24 protein-coding genes, 1 other RNA gene and 1 pseudogene are annotated in these 21,867 nt (G+C 64.4%); 19 read left to right on the forward strand and 7 right to left on the reverse strand.

All coding sequences use genetic code 11. The annotated features are described in order from the left end of the window. Window positions 1–200, forward strand: a pseudogene (locus H8A92_RS27555) (hypothetical protein); the annotation flags it as partial. Here H8A92_RS27555 and H8A92_RS27560 read toward each other — a convergent pair. The 6 genes from H8A92_RS27560 to ssrA form a co-directional block, all read right to left on the reverse strand. Continuing rightward, the gene (locus H8A92_RS27560; protein ID WP_229198672.1) at window positions 175–528 is read right to left on the reverse strand and encodes a VOC family protein; all 354 of its coding nucleotides are present in this window, start codon (window positions 526–528) and stop codon (window positions 175–177) included. The pseudogene H8A92_RS27555 and the gene H8A92_RS27560 sit on opposite strands and share 26 nt — an antisense overlap. Window positions 529–584: 56 nt before the next feature. Then, window positions 585–860 (reverse strand): ribbon-helix-helix domain-containing protein, encoded by a 276-nt coding sequence (locus H8A92_RS27565; protein WP_024580116.1) that lies wholly within the window; start codon window positions 858–860, stop codon window positions 585–587. Continuing rightward, window positions 857–1,045: a DUF4169 family protein gene (locus tag H8A92_RS27570; protein ID WP_229182447.1), complete on the reverse strand. Its 189-nt coding sequence runs from the start codon at window positions 1,043–1,045 to the stop codon at window positions 857–859. The genes H8A92_RS27565 and H8A92_RS27570 overlap by 4 nt, the downstream gene beginning before the upstream one ends. A 276-nt stretch (window positions 1,046–1,321) precedes the next feature. Then, on the reverse strand, window positions 1,322–2,737 hold the full coding sequence (fumC, locus tag H8A92_RS27575) for a class II fumarate hydratase (RefSeq protein ID WP_229198673.1): 1,416 nt from the start codon (window positions 2,735–2,737) through the stop codon (window positions 1,322–1,324). A 177-nt stretch (window positions 2,738–2,914) separates the two neighbouring features. Beyond that, complete coding sequence (locus H8A92_RS27580; RefSeq protein WP_229182449.1) at window positions 2,915–3,436, reverse strand: SspB family protein; 522 nt, start codon at window positions 3,434–3,436, stop codon at window positions 2,915–2,917. Between the two features lie 144 nt (window positions 3,437–3,580). Further along, window positions 3,581–3,936: a transfer-messenger RNA gene (gene ssrA, locus H8A92_RS27585) on the reverse strand. A gap of 77 nt (window positions 3,937–4,013) precedes the next feature. On the opposite strand from ssrA, the gene H8A92_RS27590 reads away from it, so the two are divergent. The 12 genes from H8A92_RS27590 to H8A92_RS27645 all read left to right on the forward strand — a co-directional run bounded on the left by H8A92_RS27590 (window position 4,014) and on the right by H8A92_RS27645 (window position 14,502). Then, on the forward strand, window positions 4,014–4,625 hold the full coding sequence (locus tag H8A92_RS27590; protein ID WP_274613481.1) for a chromate transporter: 612 nt from the start codon (window positions 4,014–4,016) through the stop codon (window positions 4,623–4,625). Continuing rightward, on the forward strand, window positions 4,622–5,155 hold the full coding sequence (locus H8A92_RS27595) for a chromate transporter (RefSeq protein ID WP_229198674.1): 534 nt from the start codon (window positions 4,622–4,624) through the stop codon (window positions 5,153–5,155). Before H8A92_RS27590 ends, H8A92_RS27595 begins: the two co-directional genes overlap by 4 nt. Window positions 5,156–5,248: 93 nt before the next feature. Next, the gene (locus H8A92_RS27600; protein WP_229182452.1) at window positions 5,249–5,749 is read left to right on the forward strand and encodes a tripartite tricarboxylate transporter TctB family protein; all 501 of its coding nucleotides are present in this window, start codon (window positions 5,249–5,251) and stop codon (window positions 5,747–5,749) included. Window positions 5,750–5,756: 7 nt separating this feature from the next. Next, the gene (locus tag H8A92_RS27605) at window positions 5,757–7,271 is read left to right on the forward strand and encodes a tripartite tricarboxylate transporter permease (protein ID WP_229198675.1); all 1,515 of its coding nucleotides are present in this window, start codon (window positions 5,757–5,759) and stop codon (window positions 7,269–7,271) included. Between the two features lie 132 nt (window positions 7,272–7,403). Then, a complete protein-coding gene (locus H8A92_RS27610; RefSeq protein ID WP_229198676.1) occupies window positions 7,404–8,384 on the forward strand; it encodes a tripartite tricarboxylate transporter substrate binding protein BugD in 981 nt (326 codons plus the stop codon). Between the two features lie 186 nt (window positions 8,385–8,570). Continuing rightward, window positions 8,571–9,365 carry a thymidylate synthase gene (locus H8A92_RS27615; protein WP_229198677.1) on the forward strand — a complete coding sequence of 265 codons (795 nt, stop codon included), beginning with the start codon at window positions 8,571–8,573 and terminating at the stop codon, window positions 9,363–9,365. Further along, window positions 9,365–9,850 (forward strand): GNAT family N-acetyltransferase, encoded by a 486-nt coding sequence (locus tag H8A92_RS27620; RefSeq protein ID WP_229198678.1) that lies wholly within the window; start codon window positions 9,365–9,367, stop codon window positions 9,848–9,850. Before H8A92_RS27615 ends, H8A92_RS27620 begins: the two co-directional genes overlap by 1 nt. Beyond that, window positions 9,850–10,362: a dihydrofolate reductase gene (locus H8A92_RS27625; RefSeq protein WP_229198691.1), complete on the forward strand. Its 513-nt coding sequence runs from the start codon at window positions 9,850–9,852 to the stop codon at window positions 10,360–10,362. The genes H8A92_RS27620 and H8A92_RS27625 overlap by 1 nt, the downstream gene beginning before the upstream one ends. A gap of 144 nt (window positions 10,363–10,506) precedes the next feature. Then, a complete protein-coding gene (hflK, locus tag H8A92_RS27630) occupies window positions 10,507–11,646 on the forward strand; it encodes an FtsH protease activity modulator HflK (protein WP_229198679.1) in 1,140 nt (379 codons plus the stop codon). Next, window positions 11,643–12,542, forward strand: coding sequence for a protease modulator HflC (gene hflC, locus H8A92_RS27635; protein ID WP_229198680.1), 900 nt, complete (start codon window positions 11,643–11,645; stop codon window positions 12,540–12,542). The genes hflK and hflC overlap by 4 nt, the downstream gene beginning before the upstream one ends. Before the next feature lie 81 nt (window positions 12,543–12,623). Next, the gene (locus H8A92_RS27640; RefSeq protein WP_050628416.1) at window positions 12,624–12,824 is read left to right on the forward strand and encodes a DUF2065 domain-containing protein; all 201 of its coding nucleotides are present in this window, start codon (window positions 12,624–12,626) and stop codon (window positions 12,822–12,824) included. A 178-nt stretch (window positions 12,825–13,002) separates the two neighbouring features. Next, the gene (locus H8A92_RS27645; protein ID WP_229198681.1) at window positions 13,003–14,502 is read left to right on the forward strand and encodes a Do family serine endopeptidase; all 1,500 of its coding nucleotides are present in this window, start codon (window positions 13,003–13,005) and stop codon (window positions 14,500–14,502) included. A gap of 136 nt (window positions 14,503–14,638) precedes the next feature. On the opposite strand, the gene serB is transcribed toward H8A92_RS27645, so the two are convergent. Beyond that, window positions 14,639–15,544: a phosphoserine phosphatase SerB gene (gene serB, locus H8A92_RS27650; protein ID WP_229198682.1), complete on the reverse strand. Its 906-nt coding sequence runs from the start codon at window positions 15,542–15,544 to the stop codon at window positions 14,639–14,641. Here serB and miaA point away from each other — a divergent pair. The 6 genes from miaA (at window position 15,543) to H8A92_RS27680 (ending at window position 21,867) form a co-directional block, all read left to right on the forward strand. Continuing rightward, window positions 15,543–16,472 (forward strand): tRNA (adenosine(37)-N6)-dimethylallyltransferase MiaA, encoded by a 930-nt coding sequence (miaA, locus tag H8A92_RS27655; RefSeq protein ID WP_229198692.1) that lies wholly within the window; start codon window positions 15,543–15,545, stop codon window positions 16,470–16,472. The two genes, serB and miaA, sit on opposite strands and share 2 nt — an antisense overlap. Window positions 16,473–16,913: 441 nt before the next feature. After that, window positions 16,914–18,689, forward strand: a complete 1,776-nt coding sequence (locus H8A92_RS27660) for an acetolactate synthase 3 large subunit (protein WP_163155579.1) — start codon at window positions 16,914–16,916, stop codon at window positions 18,687–18,689. Between the two features lie 14 nt (window positions 18,690–18,703). Further along, on the forward strand, window positions 18,704–19,690 hold the full coding sequence (locus tag H8A92_RS27665) for a threonine dehydratase (protein ID WP_229198683.1): 987 nt from the start codon (window positions 18,704–18,706) through the stop codon (window positions 19,688–19,690). A 21-nt stretch (window positions 19,691–19,711) separates the two neighbouring features. After that, entirely contained in the window at window positions 19,712–20,254 is a 543-nt protein-coding gene (gene ilvN / locus H8A92_RS27670; RefSeq protein WP_163155575.1) for an acetolactate synthase small subunit, read from the forward strand. A gap of 3 nt (window positions 20,255–20,257) precedes the next feature. Then, window positions 20,258–20,953: a class I SAM-dependent methyltransferase gene (locus tag H8A92_RS27675; RefSeq protein WP_163155573.1), complete on the forward strand. Its 696-nt coding sequence runs from the start codon at window positions 20,258–20,260 to the stop codon at window positions 20,951–20,953. 38 nt (window positions 20,954–20,991) lie between these two features. Continuing rightward, window positions 20,992–21,867, forward strand: a complete 876-nt coding sequence (locus tag H8A92_RS27680; RefSeq protein WP_229198684.1) for an EamA family transporter — start codon at window positions 20,992–20,994, stop codon at window positions 21,865–21,867.

The raw sequence follows: 21,867 nt of genomic DNA on the forward strand, positions 1-21,867 counted from the left end.
CTGCGGCCGCCGCTGTCGCTGACGCCGCAGGTCGCCAATCCGCCGCCGCGGCCGGCGATGCAGAACTAAAGCGTTTTCAAGCGAAGTGGGTACCGGTTCGCGTCAAGAAAACGCGTCAAAGCAAGAATCTGGAGATCTGGTCCGATTCAATCGGACCAGATCTCCAGATTCAGCTCACGATTGGTGCTGGAGGATATTGATCAGCCGGCCGAAGGGATCGCGGACGAAGAAGCGCCGCACACCCCACGGCTCGTCCGCCGGACCGTATTCGATCGCGATGCGGGCTGCCTTCATCCGGCGCAGCGCTTCGTCGAGGTCGTCGACCTCGATCGAGAGATCGGGCACCGGCGTACCGGATCCGCCTTCGGATGCGAAGCTGATTTGAGCTTGCATCGTTTCGGATGAGCCGTAAGTCGCAACCCAACCGAAATCCATCAGTGGCGCGAGGCCGAGGATATCCTGATAGAACGACTTCGCTGCCGCTATGTTTGATGCGGCAACGTTCGCGACGATGCGATTGACCTTCATGCTGAAGTCCACGCAGCGGGACGACCGTCTTCCGAAGCGACGGCCGGAGAGGGCCGTCAGGCCTGCTGGCGCGTGTCGACCTGTTGCGGCCGGACATCCGTCGGCACGGCCGGCGTCGCGCGCGACCGGAAGTAGTCGAGCACGAACAACCGGATCGCGGAGGACAGATTGCCCTGCTGACGGTTGTTGTCGATCTCGCCGACCAATTCCGACAGCGTCATGTTCCGCAGACCGGAAATCTCCTTCATGCCGTTCCAGAAGGCTTCTTCCAGGCTGACACTGGTCTTGTGTCCGGCGACGACGATCGAACGCTTAACGACGGGAGACTTCATGATGCGTCTCCACTTTCGATGCGATGCTGATCGAGTTGACGAGCGTTGCGCTCGCCGAGAAATTCGTCGCGCGCCCGTTCGGATTTGGTGCGACCGAATAGCGCACGATTGGCTTCGGCCTGCTTCGCTGCTTGTTCGCGCTCACCGCGCTTCTTGAATCGTTTCAAGTTGACCACGTCGCCCATGCTCGTCGTCCTCATCGTCCCCAGAGCAGAATTGGTGATGCATCGTGACGAAAGCAAGAGCGATTGCGCTGCGCGCCCGGCTCGATATCCATCCCGAATCCCCATCTGATGCTCGTGATAGCATCAAAGAATCCGTTTCGCTCTGCGAAAACTAGACGTCTGTACCATGCGCGAACGCAGAGCTGATAGGTAACTCGCCTTAGTCTTTAGGAGTTATGATCCATAATTATATCACGCACGGTGACCGTAATTATCCGGACATTGCGCGTCGCTCGCTCAGCCGGGGTGTGTCATTTTGTCCGGCTGCACGAGGCGGTCAAATTCATCCGCAGACACAAATCCAAGCCGCAAGGCCTCTTCCTTCAACGTCGTTCCGTGCGCGTGCGCCGACTTGGCGACCTTGGCTGCGTTGTCGTAACCGATCTTCGGCGCGAGCGCGGTCACCAGCATCAGCGAGCGTTGCATCAGTTCGTTGATGCGCTTTTCGTCGGCGCGTATGCCGACAACGCAATGCTCAGTAAATGAGCGGACGACGTCAGACAGCAACTGAATGGAATTTATCATACAATATGCCAATACGGGCTTGTACACGTTCAGCTCGAAATGGCCCTGGCTGCCGGCGACGGTGATCGTGGTCTGATTGCCGAACACCTGGCAGCAGACCATGGTCATGGCTTCGCACTGGGTCGGGTTGACCTTGCCCGGCATGATCGACGAGCCCGGCTCGTTCTCCGGCAGGATCAATTCGCCGAGACCCGAGCGCGGGCCGGATCCGAGGAAGCGAATGTCGTTGGCTATCTTGAACAGGCCGGTCGCCACCGAATTGATCGCGCCGTGCACCAGCACATAGGCGTCGTTGGAAGCCAGCGCCTCGAACTTGTTTGTAGCGCTCGTGAACGGCAATTTGGTGATCTCGGCAACGTGCCTGGCGAAGGCGCTCGCGAATTCCGGCTTCGAGTTGAGGCCGGTGCCGACAGCGGTGCCGCCCTGCGCGAGCGGAAACAGCTCCTTCACGGCAATGTGCAGCCGCGCGATGCCGCTCTCGACCTGCGCCGCGTAGCCGGAGAATTCCTGGCCGAGCGTCAGCGGTGTCGCGTCCTGGGTATGCGTGCGTCCGATCTTCACGATCTTGGCAAACGCCTCCTGCTTCCGGTGCAGCGCCTGATGCAACTCGGTGAGCGAGGGGATCAGGTCGGCGATGATGCGGCTTGCGGCTGCGATATGCATCGCGGTCGGAAACGAGTCGTTCGACGACTGGCTCATGTTGACATGATCGTTCGGATGGATCGGCTGCTTGGCGCCGAGCTCGCCGCCGAGCATCTGGTTGGCACGATTGGCGATCACCTCGTTCACGTTCATGTTGGTCTGCGTGCCGGAGCCGGTCTGCCAGACCACGAGCGGAAAATGATCGTCGAGCTTGCCTTCGATCACTTCCCTGGCGGCGCTGACGATGGCGTCGGCGCGGCGTACATCGAGCTGGCCGAGTTCGCGATTGGTCTCTGCTGCCGCGAGCTTGACGACGCCGAGTGCGTGGATGATCGCAATCGGCATCCGGTCGTGGCCGATCTTGAAATTCTGTCGCGAGCGTTCGGTCTGCGCGCCCCAGTAGCGATCGGCGGGGACGTCGATCGGACCGAAGCTGTCGGTCTCGCTGCGGGTGGCGGCGTTGGATGGTGTCGTCGATTGAGCCATGGATGCTCTCCGTTGCGTCGTCAGAACGTGAACCGGCATGGCGCCGGACTTTCCGGCACGGCAACGCGAAAGCGTCCGCGCAAGAAGCACGTTCATGCAGAAGATAGTCCGGGATGACGATCTGTCATCCCGAACCTCTCAAGCATCCTACAAGGTCGGGGAGTGATCTGTGTTAGATTACTTCTTGCGGAAGCGGTCGAGCCGGACGACCTCGGCACCTTCGCTGGGCTTGGCGGGCTCCTGCTCGGTCTCGGCCGTCTCGGTCTCCACCGCGGCGCGCGCGGCCGGTGCGGGAAGCGGAGAGGCCGGCGCGGTGGCGGGAGGAGCATCCTCGGACAGCGCGTCCGAGACGTCGAACCGCAGATCGAACGGCGCCGACGGGTCGAGGAAGCGCGTCACCGCGGCGAACGGCACATTCAGCCGCTCGGGAATCCCGCCGAACGACAGGCCGACCTCGAACCGGTCCTCGGTCACCACCAGGTCCCAGAACTGGTGCTGCAGGATGATGGTCATCTCTTCCGGATATTGCGCGAGCAGTCGTGGTGACAGCTTCACGCCGTCGCCGTGCGACAGGAAGGTGATGTAGAAATGGTGCTCACCCGGCAAGCCATGTTCAGCGGCGTCGGACAACACCCGGCGCAGCACCCCGCGCAGCGCATCGCGCGCCAGCACGTCATATCGGATGTGATCGGTCGCCATGATGATCCTGTCGCTTCGAAAAATGGCCGGCACGGCGTCGTCGGACCCGTCCGACTCGCCCTTTTGGCCATGCTACCCCGCCGGGAGCCGGAAATCAGCAGGGCTGGTAGCGGATAATGCGGGCGGACGCCCGATCGGAAATAAAGTGGAGGCTTCTGTTGCCAGGTGCCTCCGAACCCCGCCTAACGGAGCTTAACCCGTTAGGACTTTAAGATGGTCTTTCAAACTGCGTTACGCAGCCTGAGCAACCGGAGCAAAGTTGTCGTTGGCAACTATTGCATTAGCCCGATAACGGCGGAACCATACCGAGAAAAAACACGCCCTTTACGCCCTCGTCGATCCTATTTCGCCCCCGCCGAAAGCCACCGCGAAGGATGGGTTCTGGTGGAGGCGCCGGGTACCGCCCCCGGGTCCGAATGGTTTATTGCGACGGTCATTTATTTCCATAGCCGGCGAACCGGCACCCCCAATATAGCGGCAAAGCCGTAGAAAAACAGAGCCGATTCAGGCCCTTTCAGCTGTGAAAACACACCAATTTGGGTTGGCCGGCGCCCTGACGCCGTTCTAGATTTTGCCCATGCCCCCGGGATCCCCGCCGGTTGCCGCCCCGGCGCCGGATGCCTCCGCACCGTCTCCGCCCCATCAGCCGGGCCTGCTCGAGCTGTTCCTGGCCTTTGCCAAGATGTCGCTGGCCGGCTTCGGCGGGGTCCTGGTCTGGGCCCGGCGGTCGATCGTCGAGCAGCACCGCTGGATGACGGCCGAGGAGTTCAACGAGACCTTTGCGCTGTGCCATTTCCTGCCAGGTCCGAACATCGTCAACCTGTCGGTCGTGTTCGGTTCGCGCTTTCGCGGCGTCCCGGGTGGGCTAGCGGCCTTCGCCGGGCTGGTCGGGCCGCCGATGGTGATCGCGACCGTCCTTGCCGCGCTCTATGCCCGCTACGGCGATATCGACGTCCTGCGCCGGACGCTCGCAGGGGTGGCCTGCGCCGCGGTCGGGCTGCTGTTCGCCGTCGTCTTCAAGATGATGATGCCGCTCCTGAAGCGGTGTGATGTCACAGGCCTCGTCATTCTGGCCGCGGTCTTCGTCGCGATCGGACTGATCCGGTGGCCGCTCCAGATCGTGCTGCTGGTGGCTATCCCGCTCAGCCTTGCGGTCACGATCCTGACGCGCCGCATGGTGAAGGCATGAGCTCGGAGTCGAACCCGGTCGCGGCGCTGGTCTGGACCTTCGGCCTGATGTCGCTGTTTGCGGTCGGCGGCGCCAATTCAGCGATCCCCGAAATGCACCGCGCCGCCGTCGACGTGCATCACTGGCTGACCGACAAGCAATTCGCCGACGTGTTCGCGATCTCGCAGCTCTCGCCGGGGCCGAACGTGCTGATCGTGACGCTGATAGGCTATTCTGTCGCAGGCGTCGCCGGGGCGCTGGCCGCGACGGTTGCGATGTGCGGACCGACCGCGCTGCTTGCTTATTATGTAAGCCGCTTCCTCGATCGCTCGCGCGACGCGCGCTGGCCGGCGATCATTCAAGCCGCATTGGTTCCGCTGTCGATCGGTCTGATGGCCGCCTCCGGGCTGATCGTGGCGCAGACATCAGACCAAAGTTGGATCGCGGTGCTGATCACCATTGTCGCAGCCGCGCTTGCTTTTGCGACGCGGATCAATCCCTTGTGGATGTTGCTTGCCGGAGGTCTCTTGGGTTTTGCTGGCGTTGTCTGACGAAAATCGCTAGCAAGGCTTTCGGTCAACGCACCACAAGCCAAGCCATTCAATCAAAGCGGGCGGGACAGCCCTGACGGGGGAAGCGAAGTCATGAGCGATACGCCGAGCGAGGCGCCGGTCAAATCGATCTTGCCGGAATGGGTACGCGGTCCGCAGGACTTCATCGGCGGGCTCGCCATGGTGGCGGTCGCGCTGTTTGCCTTGTGGGCCTCGAGCGATCTGCAGGGCATGCACGGATTTTCGTTCGGCGCCGGAACTGCGCCACGCATGTTTGCCGTGCTGCTGCTGTTGCTCGGCGCTGCCGTTGCGCTGATGGGCGTTCTCAAGGACGGCCCGAATATCGCAGCCTATTCCTGGCGCGGCCCGTTGTTCGTGTCCGCGGCCATCGTGTTCTTCGCAGTCGGGATCCGGCCGTTCGGCCTCGTCGTCTCCGCCTTTGCGGCCTTCCTGATCGCCGCACTCGGCTCGCATGAGACCAAATGGATCGAAGCCATCATTGTCGGTGCCTGCCTGACGCTCGGCTGCGCGCTGCTGTTCCCTTATGTGCTGGGACTTCCGATGCCGATGTTCCCGCGTTTCCTGATCCAGTGAGGGCGTGATGGAACTGTTTGCCAATCTCGCCCACGGTTTCGCGGTCGCGTTCTCGCCGATCAACCTCCTGATGTGCCTGATCGGTGCGCTGGTCGGCACGCTGGTCGGCGTGCTGCCCGGCATCGGCACTATCGCTACCGTCGCGATGCTGCTGCCGATCACCTTCGGCCTGCCGCCGGTCGGTGCGCTGATCATGCTCGCCGGCATCTATTACGGTGCGCAATATGGCGGTTCGACAACCTCGATCCTGGTCAATATTCCGGGTGAGGCGACCTCCGTGGTCACCGCGCTCGACGGCCACCAGATGGCCAAGCAGGGCCGCGCCGGCCCGGCGCTGGCGATCGCCGCGATCGGCTCGTTCTTTGCCGGCTGCGTCGCAACCGTGCTGATCGCCGTGCTCGGCGCGCCGCTGACCAAGCTCGCGCTGGCGTTCGGCCCGGCCGAATATTTCTCGCTGATGGTGCTCGGCCTGATCTTCGCGGTGGTGCTGGCCAAGGGCTCGGTGCTGAAGGCGATTGCGATGATCGTGTTCGGCTTGTTGCTGTCGATGGTCGGCTCCGACATCGAAACCGGTGCCTCGCGCATGGCCTTCAACATCCCCGAGCTTGCCGACGGCCTCGGCTTTGCCACCGTGGCGATGGGCGTGTTCGGCTTCGCGGAGATCATCCGTAACCTCGACCATGGCGCGGAGATGGACCGCAATCTGGTGCAGCAGAAGATCACCGGCCTGATGCCGACCAGGAAGGATCTGGTTGATTCCACGCCTGCGATTCTGCGCGGCACCGTGCTCGGCTCGATCCTCGGCATTCTGCCCGGCGGCGGCGCCGTGATCGCCTCGTTCGCGGCCTATACGCTGGAGAAGAAGCTGGCGAAAGATCCGTCGCGGTTCGGCCGCGGCGCGATCGAGGGCGTGGCGTCGCCGGAAAGCGCCAACAACGCCGCGGCGCAGACCTCGTTCATCCCGCTGCTCACGCTCGGCATCCCACCGAATGCGGTGATGGCGCTGATGGTCGGCGCGATGACCATTCACGGCATCGTGCCGGGTCCGCAGGTGATGCAGAAGCAGCCCGATTTGGTCTGGGGCATGATCGCCTCGATGTGGATCGGCAATCTGATGCTGATCATCATCAACCTGCCGCTGGTCGGCATCTGGGTCCGTCTGCTGCGCGTGCCGTACCGGCTGATGTTCCCCTCGATCGTGGTGTTCTGCGCGATCGGCATCTACTCGGTGAACAACGCGCCGGTCGACGTCGTCCTCGCAGGCGCGTTCGGCCTCGTCGGCTACTGGCTCATCAAGCACGATTTCGAGCCGGCACCGCTGCTGCTCGGCATGGTGCTGGGTCCGCTGATGGAGGAGAACCTGCGTCGCGCACTGCTGATCTCGCGCGGCGACTGGAGCGTGTTCCTCTCGCGGCCGCTGTCGGCGGTGCTGCTGGCGATCGCGGCCGGTCTGCTGGTGCTTGCGGTGCTGCCGGCGTTGCGCGCGAAGCGCGACGAGGTGTTCGTGGAGTCCGAGGGCTGAGTGTTCTGTAGGTCCTGCGTCGGCGCGCCGCAGGCGGAAGTCGAATCGACACTCGATGTCGTCTCGTGAAATGAAATGCCGGCCGATTTGGCCGGCATTTTTATTGGTCAAACGTTCCCGGGAGGAACCGAGATGATGTCCATTCGCTCGCTTGCGGGCGCATGCCTGTCGGCATTTGCCGCGCTCGGCGCATTCGCCGTGCCGGCGTCTGCGCAAAACTATCCGACGCGCACCATCACCATGATCGTGCCGTTCGCAGCCGGCGGTCCGACCGACGTCATCTCGCGCATCGTCACCGCGCACATGGCGCAGACGCTCGGACAGAGCATCGTCATCGAGAACGTGGTCGGCGCCGGCGGCACCACCGCGACGACGCGTGCCGCACGCGCTGCCAATGACGGCTACACGCTGATCACCGGACACATGGGCACGCATGCGGCGTCCGTGCCGCTCTATCCGAAGCTTGCGTATCATCCGGAAAAGGATTTCGAGCCGGTTGCGCTGCTCGCGGGCACGCCGATCCTGATCCTCGCCCGCAAGGATTTCCCGCCGAAGGATCTGAAGGAATTCATTGCCTACGTGAAGGCCAATGCCGAGAAGGTCAACGCTGCGCATGCCGGCATCGGCTCGGTCTCGCACGCGTCCTGCGAGCTGTTGAACTCGATCCTCGACGTCAAGCCGGTTGGCGTGCCGTTCAACGGCACGGGACCTGCGATGAACGCGCTGGTCGCTGGCCAGGTCGATTACATGTGCGACCAGATCGTCAACGCGGTGCCGCAGATCAACGCCGGCACCATCAAGGCCTATGCGGTCGCGACCCCCGAGCGCAATCCGTCGCTCCCCAATGTCCCGACCACGGCGGAGGCCGGCCTGCCGGCGTTCCAGGCTCAGGCCTGGAACGCGGTGTTCGCGCCGAAGGGAACCTCGCCTGCGATCATCGCGACGCTGAATGCTGCGGCGATCAAGGCGCTCGACGACGAAAACGTCCGCAAGCGCCTGCTCGAGCTCGGCAGCGTGATTCCTCAGCCCGCCAACCGCACGCCGGAGGCGCTCGCGACCCTCGTCAAGAACGAGATCGCGAAATGGACGCCGGTGCTGAAGCCGGCGAGTTAGGCCAGCGCGATCAAGTGGATAGGCGAGGGGCGGGACGCGAGTTCCGCCCCTTGTCGTTTGGCGCAGGAGTGTTCATTTTTCAGGGTATAATCGGTGCGTTCAGCCGAATCGGCGTGTCGACGAGCGGTCTTGGCCGCTACATTCGCCGCTCCCTCGGAAGCCCGAAACAGACGCCAAGAATCAGTCATGAACCAGTATCACGACCTGCTCGAACGCATCCTCGCCGACGGCGCGGAGAAGCACGACCGCACCGGCACCGGCACGCTGTCGATCTTCGGCCATCAGATGCGCTTCAATCTGTCGGCCGGCTTCCCGATGCTGACCACCAAGCGGCTGCCGCTGAAGGCGATCGTGCACGAGCTGCTCTGGTTCCTCGCCGGCGACACCAACATCAAATATCTCAACGACAACGGCGTCACGATCTGGGACGAGTGGGCCGACGCCAACGGCGATCTCGGTCCGGTCTACGGCTCGCAATGGCGCTCATGGCCGGCGCCCGATGGCCGCAGCATCGACCAGATTGCGAACGTGATCGAGATGATCAAGCGCAATCCGGACTCGCGGCGGCTGATCGTCAGCGCCTGGAATCCGGCCGAGGTCGACAAGATGGCGCTGCCGCCGTGCCACTGCCTGTTCCAGTTCTATGTCGCGAACGGCAAATTGTCCTGCCAGCTGTATCAGCGCTCCGCCGACGTCTTCCTCGGCGTGCCCTTCAACATCGCCTCCTACGCACTGCTGACCATGATGGTCGCGCAGGTGACGGGGCTGAAGCCCGGCGATTTCGTGCACTCGCTCGGCGACGCGCATCTCTACTCGAACCATCTCGAGCAGGCGCGCCTGCAATTGACACGTCCGACGCGGCCGCTGCCGACGATGGCGATCAACCCTGATGTGAAGGACATCTTCGCGTTCCGTTACGAAGACTTCAAACTCGAAGGTTACGACCCGCATCCGCACATCAAGGCCGAAGTCGCAGTCTGATGTCGCTGAATATCCGCCGCGCGCGGCCCGATGAGGCCGGACTGGTGTTCTCGCTGGTCCGCGAGCTCGCCGAATACGAAAAGCTCCTGCACGAAGTCCACGCCAGCGAGGCCGATATCGCCGAAGCGCTGTTCGGTGCCAACCCGCGGCTTACTTGCGACATCGCGGAATGGAACGGCGAGCCCGCCGGCTTCGCGGTCTGGTTCGTCAACTTCTCGACCTTCGCCGGCCGCCACGGCATCTATCTCGAAGATCTCTTCGTGCGCCCGGCGCTGCGCGGCAAGGGCATCGGCAAAGCGCTGCTGGTGCATCTGGCAAAGCAATGCCTCGCCAATGGCTGGTCGCGGCTGCAATGGGCGGTGCTCGACTGGAACGCGCCGTCGATTGCATTCTACAAATCGCTCGGCGCCGAGATGATGGACGAATGGACGATTTGCCGCGTCTCCGGCGAGGCACTATCGGCCCTTGCGGACGGGGCGCGCTGATGGAGATCGTACTCGTCGTTGCGGTCGCCGAGAACGGCGTGATCGGGAAGGACAACGCCATTCCGTGGCGGCTGAAATCCGATCTGCGACGCCTCAAGGCGATCACGCTGAACAAGCCCGTAGTGATGGGGCGCAAGACCTTCGAATCCCTGCCCAGGCCGCTGCCGGGACGTACCAACATCGTGGTGACGCGCGATGTGAACTACCGTGCGCGCGGCGCCGTCGTCACTAATTCGTTCGAGAACGCGCATGCCATTGCGCTTGGTGATGCGCTGCGGCGTTTCGCCACTGAGATTGCAATCATCGGTGGTGCGGAAATCTATGCGCAGTGGATGGGCATCGCCGATCGGCTGGAGATCACCGAGGTTCACGCCCGGCCGGACGGCGATACGCGGTTCGACAAAATCGATACGAAGGCGTGGGAGGAGGTGGCGCGTGTGCGAAATCCGGCAGGTCCGGATGACAGCGTCGACTTCTCCTATGTGACATATCGTCGGCGCGGCCGGGGTTAACCAATGTTTGCATTGACAATTTTGCCCCGGCGCATAGCTCGTCCGGCCAGGAAGCTTGCGTTGTAAGGGCCCTGACGGTCCCCTATAACCGGGCCGGACATTCGAGGCCGGGCGTCCCGTCCGGACTTGCCGAGGAGATGTTTGATGCCGTGGAAAAATCAGGGCGGGGGGCCATGGGGCTCGGGTCCGAAAGGGCCGTGGGGCACAGGTCCGCAGTCGGCCGGGCCAAGGCCGCCGGATCTTGAGGATCTGCTGCGGCGTGGCCAGGACCGGCTGCAGCAGTGGCTGCCCGGCGGCCATTTCAGCGGCATGGGCATCGCGCTGGTGCTGGTCGCGGCGCTGGCGATCTGGTTTGCGACCGGGATCTTCCGTGTCCAGTCCGAAGAGCTCGGCGTCGTCATGCGCTTCGGCAAGTATGATCGCGATGCCCAGCCGGGCCTGCGCTATCACCTGCCGTATCCGATCGAGACGGTGCTGCTGCCGAAGGCGCTGCGCGTCAACACGATCTCGATCGGCATGACCCTGATCGACGATCCGGCACGGCGCGGCCGCTCGATGCGCGACGTGCCGGAAGAAAGCCTGATGCTGACCGGCGACGAAAACATCGTCGACGTCGACTTCACCGTGCTCTGGCGTATCAAGCCGGGCGGGGCCGGCGCGTATCTGTTCAACATCCAGAATCCCGAAGGCACCGTGAAGGCGGTTGCCGAAAGCGCGATGCGCGAGGTGATCGGCCGTTCGCAGATCCAGCCGATCCTGACCGGGGCGCGCAACGTCACCGAGCAGAACGTCCAGGAGCTGATGCAGAAGACGCTCGACAGCTACAACGCGGGCATCCAGATCACGCAGGTGCAGATGCAGAAGGTCGATCCGCCGGCGCAGGTGATCGACGCATTCCGCGACGTACAGGCGGCGCGCGCCGACCTCGAGCGCAAGCAGAACGAGGCGCAGACCTACGCCAACAGCATCGTGCCCGGAGCACGCGGGCGTGCCGCGCAGATTCAGCAGGCCGCGGAGGGCTACAAGGAGCAGGCGGTCGCCGAGGCCAAGGGCCAGAGCGCACGCTTCCTCAAGGTCTATGAAGAATACAAGAAGGCACCCGACGTGACGCGCGAGCGCATCTATCTGGAGACCATGGAAAAAGTGCTCGGCAGCTCCGAGAAGCTGGTTTACGACGGCGGCCAGGGCCAGAACATCGTGCCTTATCTTCCGCTCGGAGAGCTGACGACGCGGCGTCCGCCGACGGCGCCGGCGACGACCGGCCAGCAGGGAGTTACCCGATGAGGTCCCCTGTCACCGGTATTGTGTCCCTGATCCTGCTCTTCATCGTGCTCGCCGTCGGCTACAGCTCGGTGTTCACCGTGCAGCAGACCGAGCAGACCATCGTGCTGCGGTTCGGCGAGCCGGTCGACATCGTCACCGAGCCCGGCCTGCACTTCAAGGCGCCGTGGAATTCGGTGATCAACGTCGACAAGCGTATCCTCGATCTGGAGAACCCGTCGCAGGAAGTGATCGCTTCCGACCAGAAGCGGCTCGTGGTCGACGCCTTCGCACGCTATCGCATCAAGAACGCGTTGCGCTACTACACCAGCGTCGGCTCGATCCAGGCCGCCAATCTGCAGCTGACCACGCTACTCAACGCTGCGCTGCGCCGTGTGCTCGGCGAGGTCACCTTCATCACGGTGGTGCGCGACGATCGCGAGAAGCTGATGTTGCGGATTCGCGAGCAGCTCGACAGGGAGGCCGACGGCTACGGCATCGAGGTCGTCGACGTCCGGATCCGACGCGCCGACCTGCCGGAGCAGAACAGCCAGGCGGTCTACAACCGGATGAAGACCGAGCGTGAGCGCGAGGCGGCCGAGTTCCGCGCCCAGGGCGACCAGAAGGCGCAGGAAATCCGCTCGAAGGCCGACCGCGAAGCGACCGTGATCGTCGCCGAGGCGAACTCTTCCGCGGACCAGACCCGCGGTGCTGGTGATGCCGAGCGCAACCGCCTGTTCGCCGAGGCCTATGGCAAGGACAAGGACTTCTTCGCGTTCTATCGCTCGATGACGGCCTATGAGAACGGCCTCAAGCCGAACGATACGCGTTTCCTGTTGCGGCCGGACTCGGAATTCTTCAGATACTTTGGCAGCGCGAACGGCAAGTTGCCCGAGGCGGCTGCCGCGCCGAAGCAGTAACGTCACGATACGGCGGCGATGCGGACAACGCGTCGCCGCCACTCAACAACCAACAAGCATCGAGCGGGAGGATGCCATCCGATGAGGTCAATAGCGTTCGGCGACTTCCTCATCGGTCTGGGAATCCTGTTTGTGCTCGAAGGCATCCTGTTTGCGGCAAGCCCCGCCTGGATGCGCCGGGCGATGAAGAGTGCGCTGGCCACACCCGACAACATTCTGCGCATCGTCGGCATCGGTTCGGCGGTTGCCGGGCTCATCCTGATCTGGGTGGTACGGCGCTGAGCGTCGCCTGTTCCATCGCGCCGGAATGAACATAATCGTGAGCCTTTCGCGGCCGGTTTTTCGCCGAAATGCCCGGCTGAGATGCTTGCGCCATATGCCCGTTCGGGCGCACTCTGCCATCACGGGCGCACACCTGCGACCACCTAGTTTGAACCCGTTTGCCTGGAGAAATTCCGACATGATCGCTGCCAGACCAGCCCTGAGCCGCCGCCTCCGCATGATGGGAGCCGCGATCTCGATCGGTGCTGCGAGCATGCTGAGCTCCATGCCCGCGTTCGCGCGTGGCCCCGAGGGCATCGCCGACATCGCCGAGAAGGTGATCGATGCCGTCGTCAACATCTCGACGTCGCAGACCATCGAGGCCAAGGACCGGACGATGCCGCAGCTGCCGCCGGGCTCGCCGTTCGAGGAATTCTTCGACGATTTCTTCAAGAACCGCCGCGGGCCGGGTGGCGGCAAGGGGGGCGAGAAGGGCGGCGAGTTCCAGCCGCGCAAGACCAATTCGCTCGGCTCGGGCTTCATCGTCGACACCGCGGGCATCGTCGTCACCAATAATCACGTCATCGCCGACGCCGACGAGATCAACGTGATCCTCAACGACGGCACCAAAATCAAGGCCGAGCTGGTCGGCGTCGACAAAAAGACCGATCTCGCGGTCCTCAAGTTCAAGCCGCCGAAGCCGCTCGTCGCGGTCAAGTTCGGCGACAGCGACAAGATCCGCCTCGGCGACTGGGTGGTCGCGATCGGCAACCCGTTCAGCCTCGGCGGCACGGTGACCGCGGGCATCGTCTCGGCCAAGAACCGCGACATCAGCCAGGGTCCGTATGACAGCTACATCCAGACCGACGCTGCGATCAACCGCGGCAATTCCGGCGGTCCGCTGTTCAACCTCGACGGCGAGGTGATCGGCGTCAACACGCTGATCATCTCACCGACCGGCGGTTCGATCGGCCTCGGCTTCGCCGTGCCGTCGAAGACGGTGGCCGGCGTCGTCGACCAGTTGCAGAAGTTCGGCGAGCTGCGTCGCGGCTGGCTCGGCGTGCGCATCCAGCAGGTCACGGACGAGATCGCCGACAGCCTCAACATCAAGCCGGCGCGCGGCGCGCTGGTTGCCGGCGTCGACGACAAGGGCCCGGCCAAGCCGGCCGGCATCGAGCCCGGCGACGTCGTCGTCAAGTTCGACGGCAAGGACGTCAAGGACCCGAAGGATCTGTCGCGCGTCGTCGCCGATACTGCGGTCGGCAAGGAAGTTGACGTCGTCATTATCCGCAAGGGCAATGAGGAGACCCGCAAGGTCACGCTCGGCCGGCTCGAGGACAACGAGAAGGTTCAGCAGGCCAATGCCAAGCCGAAGGACGATGCCGCCGAGAAGCCGGTGACCCAGAAGGCGCTCGGTCTCGACCTTGCGGCGCTGAGCAAGGATCTGCGCACCAAGTACAAGATCAAGGACAGCGTGAAAGGCGTCGTCGTCACCGGTGTCGACAACGCCTCCGATGCCGCCGAGAAGCGGCTGTCGGCCGGCGACGTCATCGTCGAGGTGGCGCAGGAGGCGGTGTCCAGCGCCGCCGACATCAAGAAACGCGTCGATCAGCTGAAGAAGGACGGCAAGAAGTCCGTGCTGCTGCTGGTCTCCAATGGCGACGGCGAACTCCGCTTCGTCGCGCTCGGCGTGCAGTAAAGAAGTGTCGTCGTCCCGGCGAAAGCCGGGACCCATACGCCGCGGCCGTTCTTGTTGAGGAAGTGGGCAACGGCTTATCTAGGTAACCGGCATCGGTGGTTATGGGTCCCGGCTTTCGCCGGGACGACGGCAAGGATCACCCCGCCACGAACTCCTCCCGGCGATAGCCCTGCGCGTACAACAGCGCGGTGAGGTCGCCGTGGTCGATCCGCACCGCCGCGGCGGCCGCGACCGCCGGCTTGGCGTGATAGGCGACGCCGAGGCCTGCGGCCTGGATCATGTCGAGATCGTTGGCGCCGTCACCCACCACCAGCGTGTCGATGTCGTCGAGGTCGAAGGATTCGGTCAGCTCGATCAGGGTGGCGAGCTTGGTGGCGCGGCCGAGGATCGGCTCGACCACTTCGCCGGTCAGCTTGCCGTCCGCGATCTGCAACTGGTTGGCGCGGTTCTCCTGGAAGCCGACCTTCGCCGCGACCACCTTGGTGAACAAGGTGAAGCCGCCCGAGATCAGGCAGGTGTAGGCGCCCTGCGCGCGCATGGTCATGACCAGCTCGCGCCCGCCCGGCGTCAGCGTGATGCGCTTGTCGAGCACCTCGTCGACGACGCCGACCGGCAGGCCCTTCAGCAACGCCACGCGCTCGCGCAGCGCCGACTCGAACTCGATCTCGCCGCGCATCGCGCGCTCGGTGATGGCGGCAACATGGGCTTTCAGCCCGGCGAAATCGGCGAGCTCGTCGATGCATTCCTGGCCGATCATGGTGGAATCCATGTCGGCCAGGAAAAGCTTCTTGCGCCGGCCGATCCGAGGCTGCACGACAATGTCGATCGGCAGGTCGCCGCGGGCCTGGCGCAGGCGTTCCTCGATCGCCTTGATGTCGTCCTTGCCGGTGTTCTGGCTCTCGAAGGGAATATCGACGGCGACTTCGTTGAACAGCCACTGCGCCGGGCCGGGTGAGGGCAGCACGGCCCGCGCGCCCTCGACGATGGTGGAGTCGAGCGCGGGGCTTGCAGGATTGCAGATCAGCGTGGCAACGAGGGACATGCAGGCGCATTCGGGATTGTTGGACAAGGCAGTGCTTATCGCAGGGCCGACCGCCAGCGGCAAGTCGGCCCTGGCGCTCGAGCTCGCGCAGCGCACCGGCGGGGTCGTGATCAATACCGACTCCATGCAGGTCTACCGCGATCTGCGGATCATCACGGCGCGGCCGACTGCCGGCGAGGAGGCGCTAGTTCCGCACCGGCTGTACGGCCATGTCGAGGCCGGCGTGAATTTCTCGGCCGGCGCCTGGGTGGCGGATGCGGCCAAGGTGCTGGGCGAGGTGCGTGCGCAGCGCCGGCTGCCGATCTTCATCGGTGGCTCCGGCCTGTATTTCAAGGCGCTGACGCGCGGCCTGTCGGCGGTGCCGCCGATCCCCTCTGACGTGCGCGACGGCGTGCGCGCAAGGCTGGAGCAGCACGGCGTCGAGGCGCTGCATGCCGAGCTTGTACGGCGCGATCCGGTGTCGGCAGAACGGCTGAAGCCGCGCGACCGCACCCGCATCGCGCGGGCGCTCGAGGTCGTCGAGGCCACCGGCCGCCCGCTGCCGGACTGGCATCGCGATGGCCTGCCGCCGTTGCTGCCGCCGGGTCAATTCCACGCGCTGTTTCTCGCGCCGGAGCGCGAGCAGCTTTATGCGCGGATCGACGCGCGGTTCGGCGCAATGCTCGATGCCGGCGCGCTCGAGGAGGTCGCTGCATTGGCGGCGCGCGGGCTCGACCCGCTGCTGCCGGCGATGAAGGCCCATGGCGTTCCGGCGCTGATCCGGCACCTCAAAGGGGAGATCAGTCGGGAGGAGGCTGCCGAGATCGGCCGGGCCGACACCCGCCATTATGCCAAGCGCCAGTTCACCTGGTTTCGCCACCAGCTCCCGGAATTCGAATGGGTGGCGCCGGAGGTGGCCAAGGATTGGCTTACGAGCCGGATCCCGTAGCCCGGATCGAACGCAGCCCAATCCGGGGAGCTCACCTCCGCGGAGGCGCTGATCCCCGATTTCGCTTCGCTCCACCGGGCTACGGCGCGCCGCGCCGCCGCGCGCCCGTCTGCCATGCGCGTTGCGCCGCGCAAAAACGCTCGCCGAACGGTCGGAACCCCGTTACACTTCAAAAATCGCGAAAGTGCTTGCCTTGCCTTGACATTCAGGCTTTGGCCGCTATGTTCGCGCAACCTTTGGGAAGACTGGGTCGTCTCGTGCGCAATATTATTACCAAACTCCTTATCGCCGTCGTACCCAGGCACACCGCCGGGGATGGCTAGCGGCCATCCATATTCGGGCGGTGTGCATGGGGCCTCTGGGGCCCCTTTTTATTGCCCGAAGCAGAACTGACGAGAACTGACAAAAGCCGCGCAAAAACAAGCGCATCCGGAGCGAACCATGACCGACAAGAGCCACGATCCCAATCAGATGACCGGCGCCGCGATGATCGTGCGCGCGCTCATCGATCACGGCGTGCAGCATGTCTTCGGCTATCCCGGCGGTGCGGTGCTTCCGATCTACGACGAGATTTTCCAGCAGAGCGAGGTCGAGCACATCCTGGTCCGCCACGAGCAGGGCGCCGGCCATGCCGCCGAAGGCTATGCGCGCTCGACCGGCAAGCCCGGCGTGGTGCTGGTGACGTCGGGCCCCGGCGCCACCAACATGGTGACGCCGCTGACCGACGCGCTGATGGACTCGATTCCGCTGGTCTGCATCACCGGCCAGGTGCCGACCCATCTGATCGGCAACGACGCCTTCCAGGAATGCGACACCGTCGGGATCACGCGGCCCGCCACCAAGCACAACTGGCTGGTGCGCGACGTCAACGACCTCGCCAGGGTGCTGCACGAGGCCTTCTATGTCGCCACCACCGGCCGGCCGGGTCCGGTCGTGGTCGACGTGCCGAAGGACGTGCAGTTCGCCACCGGCACCTATCATCCGCCGCGCAAGTCAGACGTGCACGTCTCCTACACGCCGCGCGTGAAGGGCGATGCGACCCAGATCCGCAAGGCGGTGGCACTGCTCGCCAATGCCAAACGCCCGGTGATCTATTCCGGCGGCGGCGTGATCAATTCCGGCCCCGAGGCCTCGCAGCTGCTGCGCCAGCTGGTGGAGGCAACCGGCTTCCCGATCACCTCGACCCTGATGGGGCTGGGCGCCTATCCCGCGTCGGGGCCGAACTGGCTCGGCATGCTCGGCATGCACGGCACCTACGAAGCCAACATGACCATGCATGATTGCGACGTCATGCTGTGCGTCGGCGCGCGCTTCGACGACCGCATCACCGGCCGCACCGACGCGTTCTCGCCGGGCTCGAAGAAGATCCACATCGACATCGATCCGTCCTCGATCAACAAGAACATCCGCGTCGACGTGCCGATCATCGGCGATTGCGGCAACGTGCTCGGCGATTTGCTGCAGGTGTTCAAGGCGGAAGCCAAGAAGCCGGACATCAAGGCGTGGTGGCAGCAGATCGCGCAATGGCGCGCGCGCAACTCGCTGTCCTACCGCAAGAACAACGATGTCATCCTGCCGCAATACGCGATCCAGCGCCTGTTCGAGCTGACCCGCGGCAAGGACACCTACATCACGACCGAAGTCGGTCAGCACCAGATGTGGGCGGCGCAGTTCTTCGGCTTCGAGGAACCGCACCGCTGGATGACCTCGGGCGGCCTCGGCACCATGGGCTACGGCCTGCCGGCCGCGGTCGGCGTGCAGGTGGCGCATCCGGACAGCCTAGTGATCGACATCGCCGGCGATGCCTCGGTGCAGATGACGATCCAGGAGATGTCGACGGCGGTCCAGTTCGAGCTGCCGATCAAGATCTTCATCCTGAACAACCAGTACATGGGCATGGTGCGGCAGTGGCAGCAGCTGCTGCACGGCAACCGGCTGTCGCATTCGTACTCGGAAGCGCTGCCGGACTTCGTCAAGCTCGCCGACGCCTACGGCTGCGTCGGGCTGCAGGCGCACAAGCCCGCCGATCTCGACGGCGCCATCAAGGAGATGATCTCGATCAAGCGCCCGGTGCTGTTCGACTGCCGCGTCGCCGCCCTGGAGAACTGCTTCCCGATGATCCCGTCGGGCAAGGCGCATAACGAGATGCTGCTGCCGGAAGAAGCGACCGATGAGGCCACCGCGAAGGCCTTCTCCGGCGGCAAGGCGCTGGTGTGAGGTGAGGACGGATCATGTTTGATCTCAACGAGCTCGAGCGCGCGCACAGGATCGTCGGTACCGCGGTGCCGGCGACACCGGCGTATGCCTGGCCGTTGCTGGCCGAGCGGCTCGGCACCGAGGTCGTGGTCAAGCATGAGAACCACGCGCCGACCGGCGCCTTCAAGGTGCGCGGCGGCCTGGTCTATCTCGAGCGGCTGAAGCGCGAGCGGCCCGACGTGCCCGGCATCATCTCGGCGACGCGCGGCAATCACGGCCAGAGCCTCGCCTTCGCCGCGGGCCGTCATGGCGTGCCGGCGACGATCTATGTTCCCCGCGGCAACTCGGTGGAGAAGAACCGTGCCATGCATGCGTTCGGCGCTGAGCTCGTCGAGCACGGCGAGGACTTTCAGGCCGCGCGGGAAGAGGCCGGGCGCCGCGCCCAGTTCGCCGGCCTGCACATGGTGCCGTCGTTCCATCCGGACCTGGTGCTGGGCGTTGCGACCTATGCGCTCGAACTGTTTCGGTCCGCGCCCGATCTCGACATCCTCTATGTGCCGATCGGGCAGGGCTCCGGCATCTCCGGCTGCATCATGGCGCGCGATCTGCTCGGCCTGAAGACCGAGATCGTCGGCGTGCAGTCGACCGAGGCGCCGTCCTACGCGCTGTCGCTTGCGGCCGGAAAGATCGTGACCACCGAGACCAGCAACACGCTTGCCGACGGCATGGCGACGCGGATTCCGGATGCGGATGCGCTCGCCCTGATCCGCAAGGGCGCCTCGCGCATCGTGCAGGTCACCGACGACGAGGTCGCCCAGGCGATCCGCGCCTACTGGACCGATACCCATAATCTCGCCGAGGGCGCGGGCGCCGCGGCGCTCGCGGCCGCGCTGCAGGAAAAGAGCAGGCTCGCCGGCAAGCGGGTCGGCCTGATCCTGAGCGGCGGCAATATCGATTTCGATCTGTTCCGGACCTGGATCGGGACGGATGCTGCGCCGGCCGCCCAGCGGGCGGTGGCGTGACAAGAATGTAAGGGGACGACCATGAACCAGCCCGCATCCGCCTACTTCCTCGAAGAGCGTCACGATCCGAACGAGACGCATACGCTGTCTGTTCTCGTGCAGAACGAGCCCGGTGTGCTCGCCCGCGTGATCGGCCTGTTCTCCGGCCGCGGCTACAACATCGACAGTCTCACCGTCTCGGAGACCGAGAACCAGAAACATCTCTCGCGGATCACGATCGTCACCACGGGCACGCCGATGGTGATCCAGCAGATCAAGCATCAGCTCGACCGCATGATCCCGGTCTACCGCGTCGTCGACATGACGCTGACCGGCAGCTCGATCGAGCGCGAGCTCGCGATGGTCAAGGTGAGGGGTGGTGGTGATCACCGCGTCGAGGCGCTGCGGCTGGCGGATGCGTTCCGCGCCCGGGTGATCGACGCCACGACCGAGAGCTTCGTGTTCGAGATCACGGGCAACTCGTCCAAGATCAGTCAGTTCATCGACCTGATGCGCCCGCTGGGCCTGGTCGAGGTTTCACGAACCGGGGTGGCCGCGATCACGCGTGGGCCGGAAGGGATGTGAGTCATGTTGGCGCGCGACTGGTACTATACGCAACGGCGGCAGGTCGGTCTCGATACCGCGGTTGTCTCGATCTATGACGTCAGCGAGGACAGCGATGTCCGTGCCCGTCAGGCGCTGACCATGCTCGGCGTCAAGCCGGGCTGGCGCATCGCCGACATCGGCTGCGGCAACGGTGTGCTGGCGACCGAGGCGGCGCTGATAGGCGCCGAGGTCGACGCCATCGACATCTCGCCGGCGATGATCGGGCTTGCCGAGATCTATGCGCGCGACCGCAAGGCGAAGATCCGGACCCAGCCGGCCGGCCTCCTGTCCTTCGCCTATCAGCCGAACTCCTACGATCTGATCGTCAGCGAATTCACGCTGCATCATCTGCCGGACTTCTGGAAGGCCGTGGCGCTGTCGCGGATCTTCAACGCGCTGAAGCCGGGCGCGAACTTCTATCTGCGCGACATGGTGTTCGTCAGCATGCCCGACGGCGTCGACCGTGATGTCGAGGGCTGGGCCGATTTCTCGATCAAGAATCACGATTTCGAGCGCGAGAGCGTGATGACCCATATGCGCGACGAATACTCGACCTTCGGCTGGGTGATGGAGCGCATGCTGACCGAGACCGGCTTCACGCTGGTCGCGGCCGACTACCACGCACCGCTGCATGGCACTTATCTGCTGCGCAAACCGAAGCCGGATGAACAGATCTAGATCCCGACCGTCGTAACGGAAGCAAAAGAAGAACAACAATGAAGCCGGCCGATGTTGGCATCGCCGTCATGGTCGCGGTGATCTGGGGGCTTGCGTTCGTCGCAAGCCGGATCGCGCTCAATGAGTTCTCGCCGGAGCTGATGACGACGCTGCGCTTCGCCATCGCCGCGCTGCCGTGCCTGTTCCTGCGCAAGCCCGACGTCTCCTGGCCGCTGCTGATCGGGATCAGCTCCACGCTGTTCCTCGGCCAGTTCCTGGCGCAGGCCTTTGCGATCGCGCACGGCGTCCCGGTCGGGCTTTCGAGCGTCATCGTGCAGAGCCAGGCGCTGTTCACCATCGCCTTCGCCGCCGTGATTTTCGGGGAGATGCCGACGCGGTCCCAGGCGATCGGGATCGCGATCGCCGCGCTCGGTCTGCTGATGATCTGCGGTACGGTCGGTTACGACTTCAGCGTCGCCGCGTTTGCGATCATCATGATCTGCCCGATCAGCTTTGCGATCGGCAATCTGCTGCTCCGGCGGGCACAGGACGCACCGATGTTCGACCTGTTCGCCTGGCTGTGCCTGTCCGCCGCGGTGCCGCTCGCGCTGCTGACCTTGATCAGCAACGGGCCGCAGCCGACCTGGCAGGCGCTGAGCCACATGTCGCTGACTGGCCTGATCTGCGTGCTCTGCCTCGGCGGCATCTCCACCAGCATCGCCTACTGGCTGTGGGGCCGGCTGCTGCGAGATTATCCGGCGGCACAGGTGGTGCCGTTCGCGCTGCTGGTGCCGTTCGTCGGCTCCGCCGGCTCCAGCATCGTGTTCGGCGAGACATTCGGGCCGCTGCGGCTGACCGGCATGGTCACGGTCATCGCCGGCATCGCCGTGATGCTGCTGTCGAAGCGTCCAAAAGCTCTGCCGAAAGTTGCGTGA

It is taken from the genome of Bradyrhizobium acaciae (assembly GCF_020889785.1).
Lineage (GTDB): Bacteria > Pseudomonadota > Alphaproteobacteria > Rhizobiales > Xanthobacteraceae > Bradyrhizobium > Bradyrhizobium acaciae.